The 12,067-nt window shown below is 52.0% G+C and carries 9 protein-coding genes; 5 read left to right on the forward strand and 4 right to left on the reverse strand.

Annotated elements, in window-relative coordinates; all coding sequences use genetic code 11:
- Positions 1-236 precede the first annotated feature (236 nt).
- Entirely contained in the window at positions 237-1,190 is a 954-nt protein-coding gene (locus tag HII27_RS24960; protein ID WP_185670001.1) for an ABC transporter substrate-binding protein, read from the forward strand.
- A 4-nt stretch (positions 1,191-1,194) separates the two neighbouring features.
- On the opposite strand, the gene HII27_RS24965 is transcribed toward HII27_RS24960, so the two are convergent.
- On the reverse strand, positions 1,195-2,064 hold the full coding sequence (locus HII27_RS24965) for a ribokinase (protein ID WP_185669992.1): 870 nt from the start codon (positions 2,062-2,064) through the stop codon (positions 1,195-1,197).
- Between the two features lie 26 nt (positions 2,065-2,090).
- Between HII27_RS24965 and HII27_RS24970 the strand changes: the two genes are divergently transcribed.
- From HII27_RS24970 to HII27_RS24980, 3 genes are all read left to right on the forward strand, one after another.
- Positions 2,091-2,936, forward strand: a complete 846-nt coding sequence (locus HII27_RS24970; RefSeq protein ID WP_185669993.1) for a BtpA/SgcQ family protein — start codon at positions 2,091-2,093, stop codon at positions 2,934-2,936.
- The gene (locus tag HII27_RS24975) at positions 2,936-3,580 is read left to right on the forward strand and encodes a TenA family protein (RefSeq protein WP_185669994.1); all 645 of its coding nucleotides are present in this window, start codon (positions 2,936-2,938) and stop codon (positions 3,578-3,580) included. Before HII27_RS24970 ends, HII27_RS24975 begins: the two co-directional genes overlap by 1 nt.
- 323 nt (positions 3,581-3,903) lie before the next feature.
- The gene (locus HII27_RS24980; RefSeq protein ID WP_185669995.1) at positions 3,904-5,172 is read left to right on the forward strand and encodes a Y-family DNA polymerase; all 1,269 of its coding nucleotides are present in this window, start codon (positions 3,904-3,906) and stop codon (positions 5,170-5,172) included.
- A gap of 108 nt (positions 5,173-5,280) precedes the next feature.
- On the opposite strand, the gene HII27_RS24985 is transcribed toward HII27_RS24980, so the two are convergent.
- Genes HII27_RS24985 through HII27_RS24995 form a run of 3 tightly spaced genes read right to left on the reverse strand, consistent with a single transcriptional unit; the run spans position 5,281 to position 10,211 of the window.
- Entirely contained in the window at positions 5,281-6,633 is a 1,353-nt protein-coding gene (locus HII27_RS24985; RefSeq protein WP_185669996.1) for a TolC family outer membrane protein, read from the reverse strand.
- 40 nt (positions 6,634-6,673) lie between these two features.
- A complete protein-coding gene (locus HII27_RS24990; protein ID WP_185669997.1) occupies positions 6,674-8,035 on the reverse strand; it encodes an HlyD family type I secretion periplasmic adaptor subunit in 1,362 nt (453 codons plus the stop codon).
- Positions 8,022-10,211, reverse strand: coding sequence for a type I secretion system permease/ATPase (locus HII27_RS24995; RefSeq protein ID WP_185669998.1), 2,190 nt, complete (start codon positions 10,209-10,211; stop codon positions 8,022-8,024). Before HII27_RS24995 ends, HII27_RS24990 begins: the two co-directional genes overlap by 14 nt.
- A gap of 594 nt (positions 10,212-10,805) precedes the next feature.
- On the opposite strand from HII27_RS24995, the gene HII27_RS25000 reads away from it, so the two are divergent.
- The coding region (locus HII27_RS25000; RefSeq protein WP_185669999.1) for a retention module-containing protein at positions 10,806-12,067 on the forward strand (1,262 nt) is incomplete at its 3' end.

A 12,067-nucleotide genomic window follows, 5' to 3' on the forward strand; every position in this document is an offset into this window, starting at 1 on the left:
ATTGTATAGGCAGTTTACCGCATCATCCGGGAAGTCATTCCCAAACCAGCTTTAGACGTTCCAGTCGCGCACCGAAACGGACCGGTTGCCGGAATGTTGTAAAGCGGGATCCAGCCGAACAGTTTTCGATGGTTCTGGCTACAAACTCGATATTTGCCCGCCAAAACATAACCCTTCTGCGTTCGTATGCAACGCGGAACTCTGCTGGCTATCAACTATTCCCGACGAGGATACTGATGATGTTATTTAACACCGGAAAACTGCGTTTTATTGCTATAGCAACGACGATGCTGGCATCAGTGAGTTTTATTTCTGCAGCCAATGCTGAAAGTCCCACTTATGCGTTGGTGCAGATCAATCAGCAGGCTCTGTTCTTTAATCTGATGAATAAAGGCGCGCAGGATGCAGCAAAAGCGAGTGGCAAGAATCTAGTCATTTTCAACTCTAATGATAATCCCGTTGCGCAAAATGATGCGATTGAAAACTATATTCAGCAAGGCGTTAAAGGGATTCTGGTTGCCGCTATTGACGTTAACGGAATTATGCCAGCGGTCAAAGAAGCGGCGGCGGCGAACATTCCTGTCATTGCTATTGATGCCGTATTACCTGCCGGGCCTCAGGCTGCTCAAGTCGGCGTCGATAATATTGAAGGGGGGCGAATTATTGGTAAATACTTCGTCGACTATGTGCAAAAAGAGATGGGTGGCCAGGCACGTCTGGGGATCGTTGGAGCGTTAAATTCAGCTATTCAAAACCAGCGGCAGAAAGGCTTTGAAGAGGCGCTGAAAAGTAATCCTAAAATTACGGTTGCGAACGTTGTTGACGGACAAAACGTGCAGGATAAAGCGATGACCGCAGCGGAGAACCTGATTACCGGCAACCCCGATCTGACGGCGATATATGCAACCGGTGAACCGGCTTTACTGGGCGCTATTGCTGCTGTGGAAAATCAGGGACGCCAGAAGGACATTAAAGTCTTTGGTTGGGATCTGACGGCGAAGGCGATTTCGGGTATTGATAGTGGCTACGTTACCGCCGTGCTGCAGCAGGATCCTGAAAAAATGGGGGCGGAAGCCCTGAATGCGCTCAACAGCATCACGTCGGGTAAAACCGTGCCGAAAACCATTCTGGTTCCGGCCACGGTGGTGACCAAAGCGAACGTTGACACTTACCGTTCGCTGTTTAAGTAGGTTGCTACTTGCCGCCCTTTGCGAGCAGGGCGGCAAGTTCATGGTTGTCTGGAAATGCGCTATAGGTGCCTCGACGGCTAACGGTAATCGCGGCAGCAAGGCTGGCGTGGGTAAGCGCCAGGGTATCAGGTTCTACCCCACGCCGCAGCGAGGACGCGAGCATGACGGCAAGGAAAGTGTCTCCTGCGCCGGTAGTATCAAGCGCCTCGGCGCGGACGGCGGGACAGAACTGGCGCTGGCCGTCCCGAACCAACCAGGCCCCAGCGGCGCCCTGGGTAATGATTAAGGTTTTCACGCCATCAGGCTGTAACCGTTCGGCCTCTGATTCGTTGACTACGGCGATATCGATCAGTGGCCACAGATGGCAAAAATTAGGATTAACCGGTGAGGGGTTGAATACCGTCGTCATACCGCGTGTTTTGGCAAACTGGAACAGGGAGCGAGTTTTATCCAGAGAAAAATTACCCTGTTGTAGCAAAATATCACCGACTGCGGCGTCAGCCATGTGCGAGATAATATCATCGATGCCAAATGTATCGGCGGCAGCGGTGGTAGTAATAATGGCATTATCACCATCATCACTATTTAAAATAATTGAGGTGTCACTATGTTGATTGACATGAAAATCGGGTAGCAGCGATAACGTCTCCCCTTTTATTTGCTGACGGATCCAGATTCCGTTGCTGTCACTTCCCGTGGCGGCAATTAAACGCGTGTCTATTCCGCAACGGGATAATATGATCGCCTGATTCGCGCCTTTACCGCCGATATCCTGCGAGACTTTAATTCCATGAATTGATGAGCCTTTTTTAGGTATGTCCGAAATGGACCAGGTTTCATCTACAGTAATATTACCAGTAACGTAAACACGCATAGTGTTTCCTTAATAGGATGGATAAGATGGTTGCTATCTCAGCAGAAAAAACGAATGCAATACAAGCTATTTTTTCACGTAAGAAAGCAGTTATTGGTGTCATTCATTGCGATCCTTTCCCTGGAACACCTAAATATCAAGGGAAATCAGTTGGCAATATTATTGAGCGTGCGCTTCGTGATGCGGAAAATTATATTGCAGGCGGTGTTCATGGTTTGATTGTTGAAAACCATGGCGATATTCCTTTTTCCAAACCAGAAGATATCGGTCATGAAACATCGGCACTGATGGCGGTCATTACCGAGAAAGTTCGCGAACGCTTTGGGGTACCGCTAGGTATTAACGTATTGGCTAATGCCGCGATCCCGGCGCTAGCAACTGCATTGGCGGGCGGGGCTGATTTCGTTCGCGTAAACCAGTGGGCTAACGCCTATATTGCCAATGAAGGGTTTATTGAAGGGGCGGCGGCTAAAGCGCTGCGCTACCGTAGTATGCTGCGCGCTGAACATATCCGTGTTTTTGCCGATAGCCACGTCAAACATGGTAGCCATGCCATCGTTGCCGATCGTTCGATTCAGGAACTGACTCGCGATGTCGATTTTTTTGAAGCCGATGCCGTGATCGCCACCGGTCAACGCACGGGTGATAGCGCTACGATGGAAGAAATTGATGAAATTCGCGCAGCGACAGAGTTACCGTTGCTGGTCGGTTCTGGAGTAACGCCGGCTAACGTTTGTCAGATTCTGGGGCGTACTCAGGGGGTGATTGTTGCCAGTACGATGAAAGTGGACGGTGTCTGGTGGAACGATGTTGATTTGGCTCGGGTAAAACATTTTATGTCTATCGCTCAGGCCGCGCTGGAGGAAGCATAATGGAACCGTTTACCGAGCGGCTGCTACGTGAGCATGAGCAGGCCTGGCAGGTCATGCAGCAGCATCGTTTTGTGGTAGATATTGAGCAGGATCGTCTGCCAACAACGGTGTTTAACCGCTACCTTGTCTTCGAGGGAAACTTTGTCGCCACGGCGATTGCAATTTTTGCCCTGGGGATCAGCAAAGCGCCGGGTATTCAGCAGCAGCGTTGGCTGGTTGGTGTATTGAATGCGTTGGTTGATACGCAGATAGCCTGGTTTGAACGGGTATTAGCAGAACGCCGGATTAATCCTGCCGATTATCCGGACGATCTGCCCGGCGTGCGGCGTTTCCGTGATGGTATGTTGCGAACCGCTCAGCAAGGCAGCTATGAGCAGATTATTACCCTGATGTTCGGTGCGGAATGGATGTATTACGCCTGGTGTCGACGAGTGAATGAGCGCCATCAGAGCGATGCTGACGTTCGGCGCTGGGTAGAAATGCATGCGGAAGATGAGTTTTATCAGCAGGCGCTTTGGCTGAAGAATGAGTTGGATCGCTGTGCTGTAGCACTCAGTGAGAGCGAAAAGCAAACGCTGTCAGCGCTATATGGTGAAGTGCTGCAGTGGGAAATTGATTTCCATAGCGCGGCGTATGAGCCTTAGAGCGATAAGTCGATAATGAGAAAAAACGTCTGCCGGAGCCGGAATTTCTTCTGGTTTCGGCAGCGGTAGAGCCATTCAGTAAACTACTGCCATGCCGGCTGCACGCACTAGCCGTTTACTAAATTACCTAAAACTTCAGGGGGTTTGGTTTATCGCCCTGAAAGCCGCTTGCACCTTCGCTAGCTCTTGTTTTACTGTGTTTATATACAGTAATTTGAGCGGTGATAAATTATGCATAATTCGAATAGGTCAATTCAGTTCAGCGGCGAAGCCTCGCTGGATATTTTTGGCGTCGTTACGCATAGCCTGAAGACGGTTGGCTGATGTTTGCCCTTGTTGATGCGAACTCGTTTTACGCCAGCTGCCAGACGGTGTTCCGGCCAGACCTTAAGGACAAACCGGTGTGTGTGCTGAGTAACAACGACGGCTGCGTTATTGCCTGTAGCCACGCCGCCAGAGTGCTTGGCATCAAAATGGGCACGCCCTGGTTCCGGCTCAAAGGGGTGGCGTTCCCCGAACGCGTTCATTTTTTTTCCAGCAACTACGAGCTGTACGCCGATATGAGTCTGCGGATGATGACTACCCTTGAAGAGATGTCTCCCCGGTGCGAGGTGTATTCAATTGACGAGTCATTCTGCGACCTGACGGGCGTCAGCAACTGCCGTGATCTGGTGGATTTTGGTCGTGAGATCCGCAGCACCGTTCGTCAGCGCACGCACCTGACCGTGGGGGTCGGTATCGCACAGACCAAGACGCTGGCGAAGCTGGCCAATTATGCCGCCAAGCGGTGGCAGCAGCAGACCGATGGCGTTGTCGACCTGTCTAACGTGGAGAACCAGCGTAAGCTGATGGCCGCGCTGCCGGTTGATGAGGTGTGGGGGATTGGGCGTCGGATAAGTAAATCGCTGCAGGCAATGGGGATCAACACCGTGCTTGAACTGGCGGACACCGATATTCGTTTTATCAGGAAGCACTTTAGCGTGGTGCTGGAAAGAACGGTACGTGAACTGCGCGGCGAGCCGTGCTTTGCGCTGGAAGAGTTTGCCCCCGTGAAGCAGGAGATTATCTGTTCCCGTTCGTTTGGTGAGCGGATTACCGATTACGAGCAGATGCGACAGGCTATCTGCAGCTATGCCGTCCGCGCGGCGGAGAAACTGCGCGGAGAGCATCAGTACTGCCGGTTTATTTCTGCGTTTGTGAAAACGTCTCCGTTTGCAGAAAGGGCGCCGTACTATGCAAACAGCGCATCTGTGAAACTCCTTACGCCCACGCAGGACACCAGGGACATTGTCGCCGCCGCGACGCGCTGTCTGGAGGCCATATGGCAGAGCGGTCATCGCTACCAAAAAGCAGGCGTCATGTTGGGGGATTTTTACAGCCAGGGCATTGTGCAGCTCGACCTGTTTGATGATAACGCACCAAGGTGTAATAGCGCGCCGCTGATGGATGTGCTGGACCGCATCAACACGAAAGCCGGGAAGGGGACGCTCTATTTTGCCGGGCAGGGTATTCAACAGGAGTGGCAAATGAAAAGAGAGATGCTGTCGCCGCGATACACAACGAGGTACAGCGATTTACTGCGAGTGAAGTGAACAACATGCGTAGAACGGCAACCGTGAGGGACGCGCCGCGTTGGAAAACAAACATCCTCTTCCCCGGCACCGCCAGAGAAGAGGAAGACCATCGCTATGGGCTAGCGATTATTTCAATTCAGGAAGGTTGCTGTGTGCCGTCTGCTGTTCCTCAACCGGCTGTGCGGCCGTTGGTGCCTGAATATTCAGCTGTTTTAGCAGATCGCCAATTCGGGCGTTGATGCGGTAGGTGGTGAACATCTCCACAAACTGCATTTCGACGTAGCGGCGCTGGGCGTTGAACACTTCGTTTTCGCTGTCCAGCATATCCAGCAGGCTACGTTCACCGATGCTGAACTGCTCCTGGTACGCTGTGCGCACCACGGCACTGCGATCGGCGTAATCTTTGGCGATCGGCACCTGCTGTTTGGCGTTCTGCCAGGCGTTCCAGGACAGACGTAACTCTTCATCCAACTGACGAAGGGCATTGCGTTTGACGTCCTGCGCTTCCTGCATTTTATAGGCATAAGATGAGAGCTGTGCTTTATCGCTGCCGCCGTTAAACAGGTTGTAGTTCATACGAACCATCGCCTGCCACTCCTGATCGTGACCGCGCGTGCCGTCGACGTTGTTATCCATGCGACGGCCGAGGTCGATATCCACGCTCGGGTAGAAGCGGGATTTCGCGGCTTCATACTGCTGACGGGTGGCTTCAACGTCCGCGTCGGCCTGCTTGAGCAGCGGGCTGTTTTCCAGCATCTGCTTACGGGCTTCGGCCTGAGAGCCCGGGACGTTGGTCGTCATCGGCATTGACAGGCCGCTGGCCTCTTTGCCGACCACGCTGTAGTAGTTAGCCTGGGCATCTTCGAGGTTGGTTTGTTCGGTCAGCAGGTTGTTTCTCGCCTGCGCCAGACGCGCCTGCGCCTGCTCATAGTCAGCCTTACGGCCTACGCCCTGTTCGGTACGCAGGCGGATTTGGTCAAACACGCGCTCGTGGCTCTTCAGGTTATTTTGTGCCAGTTGCACCATTTTTTGACGCATCAGAACGTCGAGATAGCTCTGAATCGCATTCAGCGCGGTCACTTCACTGGTGTTCATTACCGTGTACGCCCGGGAGTTCACGGTCGCCTTTTGCCGGGCCACTTCGCTGGTGGTGGCGAAGCCGTTAAACACATTCTGGCGCAGATTAAGGCTGGATTCGCTGCGGTTCAGGTTGCGACGGTGATCGTTGGCTGCACGGGTGCTGGAATTATCGGTCTGCTCCCAGCCGGTGCCGGCGGAGAGATTTAAGGTTGGCAGATAACCGCCTTTTGCCGCCCGTAAATCCTCATCGGCAGAATAGCGGCTGTTGACGGACGCGCTCACCTGCGGGTGCCAGAGCAAGCTGTCTTTAACGGCTTGTTCGAGCGTGGCCGCGCTAACGTTGTTAGCGAACAGCAGCGGCAGAGAGAGGCTGGTTAATACCCGAATGTGTTTGTTCATAATGTTATCCTTTCATCAATTTCCATCGTATATAGGGGTACTATCGTTCTTGAAGTGCTTCTGACTTCGCTCTTAATATTGGTTTTAATAGATAACTGAGTACGCTTTTCTTCCCTGTCATGATATCGACAGAAGCCACCATTCCCGGAATAATCAACAGCGGCTTCTCCTCACTGCCGAGATAATTACGATCCGTCCTTAAGCGAATTTGATAAAAACTACGGCCCTCTTTGTCAGTGATGGTATCAGCACTAATATGTTCCAGAGAGCCTTGCAGGCCGCCATAGATGGTGTAGTCATAGGCGGTAAATTTGATCATCGCTTTCTGTCCTGGATGAAGAAATGCAATATCTTGCGGCCTTATTTTGGCCTCAACCAGCAGGCTGTCATCCAGCGGAACAATCTCAACCAGTTCGCTGCCGGGCTGAATAACGCCGCCAATCGTGGTGACCAGCATTTGCTGGATAATTCCGCGTACCGGAGAGGTCACTAATGTACGATTGACTCTGTCTTCAATGGCTTTGCCGCTGGCTTCAATTTTGACAAGGTTGGTGCGTGCTTCATTTAACTGTCCCAGCATTTCGCTGTGATAGCGTCCGCGAGACTCGGCAATCTTATTTTCTATCTCTTTCACCGCCGATCGGGCCCGAGGAATGGCGAGCACGATGGAGTCGAGTTGGCCGCGGGTATCGACTTCAGAGCGGCGCAGGCGAAGTATTTCCACTTTTGAAATCGCCCCGGCTTTGACCAGCGGCTCTGACATTCTGACCTCTTGCTGAATGAGCCCCAGGCTATGGCTGAACTGCGTTTTTTTGGCTTCATAATCGAGCAGTTCCTGTTTTTTCTGTGATAACTGCTCTTCCAGACCCGCAACTTCACTGCTGAATCGCGCACGTTGCGTATTGAACAGCGCCCGCTCGCCGTTAGCAATATTCGGCGCTTCACGCTCGATATCGTCACTCAGAACGAGCGGTTTATCCGCAATTTGCGCTTCCAGCCGTGAAATTTGCGCCATTAAGGCGTAGCGGTCGGCTTCACTTTCACCGGCATTCGATTTAAAGCGCGTGTCGTCGAGCCGTAGCAAGGGCTGCCCGGCTTCCACCACCTGACCTTCATGGACGAAGACTTCAGAAACGATGCCGCCTTCCATGTTCTGGACCTTTTGCAGACGTGATGATGGAATCGCCTTACCATCTCCTCGGGCAACCTCATCAATCTGCGCGTTGGCAGCCCAGATGATTAAGACAATAAAGAACGCCAGACATGACCACAGGGTGGTGCGGGCTGAACGTGGCCCGTCCGCCATCACGAGCCCGTTAATGCCATTAATCGTGAGATCGTTGTCGCTATAGCCCAGCCCTAACCGGCGCAGCAGGTTTTTTAGCCATTTATTGTGTCGCATGGATTTGCCCCTTCTTCAGCGCGACCAGGACGTTCTCTCTTGGCCCGTCAGCAATAATGCGTCCACGGTCAATGATGATCAGCCTATCGACGAGGGAAAGCATGGAGGCACGATGCGTGACCAGCAGCAACGTCCGCCCTTTAATGGAGTCCATTAGCGCGCGACGCACGCTATCTTCCGTGGTGTTGTCCATGGAACTGGTTGGCTCATCGAGCAACAACACCGGCGGCTCCAGCAGCAGCGCACGCGCCAGCATGACCGCCTGACGCTGGCCGCCGGAGAGGTTGAGCCCTCGCTCGCCCACCTGCATGTTGTAGCCGTCCGGGTGCTTGCGTGCGAATTCATGGACGCCCGCCTGCTGGGATGCCCGAAGCAACGCCTCGTTTTCGACATAGCTGGCGCCGCTGATTAAGTTTTCGCGCAGCGTACCGCTGAACAGGTGAATATCCTGCGGCCCGTAGCCAATGTTATGGCGCACATCGTTAACATCAATCTGGTTGGCGTCCATACCATCCAGCAGAATTTCACCTGAGTCGGGTTGATAAAAGCCGATAATCAGTTTTGCTAGCGAGCTTTTTCCCGAACCGCTACGGCCGATAATCCCGACTCGTTCTCCAGGGGTGATGGTAAAAGAGAGGTTATTGAGCGAGGGGCGTTTCTGGCCTGGGTAGGTAAAGGTGACGTTCTGGAAGGTGATGCCGCCCAGCAATTTCTCACGGGCGACCAACGGACGATCGTCCTGACGCTCCTGAGGCAGGTCCATCATATCTTCCGTGGTTTTCATCGTCATTTTGGCCTGCTGATAGCGGGTGACAAGCCCGCTTAACTGGCCCATCGGTACCAGCGCGCGTCCGTTAAGCATGTAGCAGGCAATCAAGCCCCCCATGCTGAGTTGACCCTCAATAATCAGGTAGACGCCCGCCACGATCATCGCCACGCCTGAGAATTGTTGTAGCCAGGCGGTGAAGTTAACGGCGAGTGTGGAGAGCGTTTTAACGCGCAGCTCTTTTTTACTGAGGGTCACCAGCGTGCTTTCCCACATGTACTGGCGTTCGCTTTGGGCGTTATTGGCCTTCATCGCATCCAGGCCACTAAGCGTTTCAATCAACACCGCCTGCCGTTCAGAGGCCAGCTTCATGGTGTCATCAATAGTCTGGTTCAATGGTTTCTGGATGGCCCAACTTACGGCCAGCGCCAGAGGGAAGGCGACTAAAGGAATGAACACCAGCGGCCCACCGATAACACCAATCACCAGTAGCATTAGCAGCGTGAAGGGCATATCGATAAGCGTCGCCATGGTTAATGACGAGAGGAAATCGCGTAGTGATTGAATTTCATGAATATTTTGAGCAAAGCTACCCATGCGCGCCGGGCGCGCTTTTATCGCCATACCGGTGATGCGCTCAAACAGCGACGCGGAGACAATCATGTCGGTTTTCTTGCCGGCAATATCCAGGCAGCGCGAGCGCAGCGTTTTCAGCAATAGGTCAAATAGGAAGGCGACCGTGATACCGATTGCCAGTACCCATAGCGTGGAGGTGGCCTGATTAGGGACCACGCGGTCGTATACGTTCATGACAAACAATGGCGTACAGAGCGCAATCACGTTAATCAGAAAGCTGGCGACAATGGCATCGACATAGAGAAAGCGTGACAGTTTCAGCGTATCGCGAAACCAGGTTCGCGTCCGCGGGAGCAGGCTGGCTTTAGTTCGTTCACTCTGGTGAATGGGTTGAATAAACAGCGTGATGCCGGAATATTCTTCAGCCAGCACGGATGGCTCTACGGCAATTTCTCCACCGTTGGTGTCGCCGGTTAGCAGCCGTGCTTGCCCATTTTCACTCCATCCAAACAAGACCGCCGTACGGTTATTTTTCAGGATAAGGATGGCGGGTAAAGATAATGCGTTGATCTTACCCAGTTCGCGTTTGAGCATCCGCACTCGCAGCCCGGCCCGCGCTGCTGCACGAGGAAAAACGGGAAGCGTAAGGCGGTTGTTTCTCAGCGGTAAACCCGCCGTCAGTGAAACGCGGCTGGAGGCTTTCCCGTGCAGCGTGCAAATGGTCATCAGACTATCAAGCAACGGATCGTCACAGAGTTCGCGCTGATCAAAGTTAATCTCGTCTTGTCGCTCTGTTACGTCATTCTCGTGAGCCGCTGTGGAATGTAGCGTCATAAGTTATATCCTTAATAACAAACCCGGCTAAGGTGGTTAGTTCTTTCTTATCCTGAAATTCCGGGGAATGACTCCAAAGACATTACAATACTTGATTACTGATGCAATTTACCAGATATACATGCAGGAATTGCTTATATGAGCCTTTAATAATTCTTTATAATCACGGCTAATAATAATCACGTACAATTCTTAAAAGATCTAAATGAAAGAGGTTTGGAATCATAAGGGAAAAATGTGGTTTAGGTTTTTTTTGAAATGAATAAATTATTATTTAATGAAAAATTATCAATTAAATCATTATGATGGTGATTGCGACGTGTTGTTTTTACTCTCGATTCATTAATCTATTAGCATCGTTTTAGCTAATACTGAAAGCGAAATCCATAATGAAGTTGATACCTTTAAAATAAATACAAAAATAACACGTGAATATTATTACTAATGCGATAAATGATATATATATTTGGAGTTTAAAAATTTAGACTGATATCTAGCGCCAACAATGGATACGTAATTAATACGATAAATATGATTGATAAGTGGGCTATTCCATTTTCTACCGCGTAATTTGCATTCTAAGGAGAGACAGCTATGTCAGCGATTATAGGAACGATAAAGGCAGTTATGGGACAGGTGTGGATCGTCGCGTCTAATGGTACTCGTCGTCTGGCAACGGAAGGTGAGCAAGTTATGCGTGGGGAATTAGTCGTCACCGATCAGGGAGCGGTAACCGTTACGCTTCCCAGTGGCAAAAATATGGATCTGGGCCGTGGAAGCGAATGGGGCAGCGAGGCAACGCCAGCGTCTGCGTCTGCTGATGTTGACTCACAGGCCATTGCCGCAGCGCAGCAGGCGATTGCTGAAGGTGCTGACCCAACCCAGATTCTTGAAGCAACGGCTGCAGGTAACAGCACTATTATTGATTCGTCATCCGCACCGACGGGTGACCATAGCGGCCATACCCACGTTATCCTCGACCTGACCGGTGAAATCCTTGACCCAACCGCAGGCTATCCGACAGAAGGGCTGGATACGGCGACGATTGCGCCGGTGGAAGACATCACGCTGTTAAAACCGGATGTCGTTAGCAGCAGCAATGATGAACCTCACCCATTGCCTGAAGCCAGTATCACGATTGATGTGATTGCGGGTGATAACGTTATTAATATGCGTGAAGCGGAGGAGGAAACCACGAAGGTTAGTGGTGGAACCGGGCTTGATGTTCGTCCTGGCGATACTGTCACTGTGACCATCAATGGACATGACTACTTCGCGATGGTTCAGGAAGATGGTAGCTGGTCGGTAAATGTGAATACCAGCGATCTTTTGGCATCAGGCGATGTACTGGCCACTGTCACGACTCGCGATGCTTACGGTAATGAGGCGACGGCCAGTGAACAAAGCAGCGTTGGGCAGGCAAGTCTGTCGGTGGCGATCACCATCGATGCCATTGGCGAAGATGGCTACCTCAATAACGACGAGCTGAAAGAGATCAGAACTGACGTTAAGGGCACCAGCGACGCACCGGAGGGGACCATCGTCACGCTGACCATCGGTGACACGGTGATTGGTGAGGCGGTTGTCGGGAAAGACGGGCGCTGGAGCACGACGGTGGACACCTCGGTGATTAAGGACGGGGCGACGGTGACGGCCTCGGTTGAAGTGTCAGATAAGTACGGTAACGAGGTGCCGGAGAGTGCCAGTACGGACGTGGCTCCGGCACCGCTGTCGGTGGAGATCACCATCGATGCCATTGGAAAAGATGGCTACCTCAATAACGAGGAGCTGAAAGAGATCAGAACCGACGTGCAGGGCAGCAGCGACGCGCCGGCGGGGACCATCGTCACGCTGAC

It is taken from the genome of Kluyvera sichuanensis (assembly GCF_014218705.1).
Classification (GTDB): domain Bacteria; phylum Pseudomonadota; class Gammaproteobacteria; order Enterobacterales; family Enterobacteriaceae; genus Kluyvera; species Kluyvera sichuanensis.

What these genes read in the sequence shown, in the direction of transcription:
- HII27_RS24960 (WP_185670001.1), top strand. Translation starts at nt 237, where the DNA reads ATGATGTTATTTAACACCGGAAAACTGCGTTTTATTGCTATAGCAACG.
- HII27_RS24965 (WP_185669992.1), bottom strand. Translation starts at nt 2,064, where the DNA reads ATGCGTGTTTACGTTACTGGTAATATTACTGTAGATGAAACCTGGTCC.
- HII27_RS24970 (WP_185669993.1), top strand. Translation starts at nt 2,091, where the DNA reads ATGGTTGCTATCTCAGCAGAAAAAACGAATGCAATACAAGCTATTTTT.
- HII27_RS24975 (WP_185669994.1), top strand. Translation starts at nt 2,936, where the DNA reads ATGGAACCGTTTACCGAGCGGCTGCTACGTGAGCATGAGCAGGCCTGG.
- HII27_RS24980 (WP_185669995.1), top strand. Translation starts at nt 3,904, where the DNA reads ATGTTTGCCCTTGTTGATGCGAACTCGTTTTACGCCAGCTGCCAGACG.
- HII27_RS24985 (WP_185669996.1), bottom strand. Translation starts at nt 6,633, where the DNA reads ATGAACAAACACATTCGGGTATTAACCAGCCTCTCTCTGCCGCTGCTG.
- HII27_RS24990 (WP_185669997.1), bottom strand. Translation starts at nt 8,035, where the DNA reads ATGCGACACAATAAATGGCTAAAAAACCTGCTGCGCCGGTTAGGGCTG.
- HII27_RS24995 (WP_185669998.1), bottom strand. Translation starts at nt 10,211, where the DNA reads ATGACGCTACATTCCACAGCGGCTCACGAGAATGACGTAACAGAGCGA.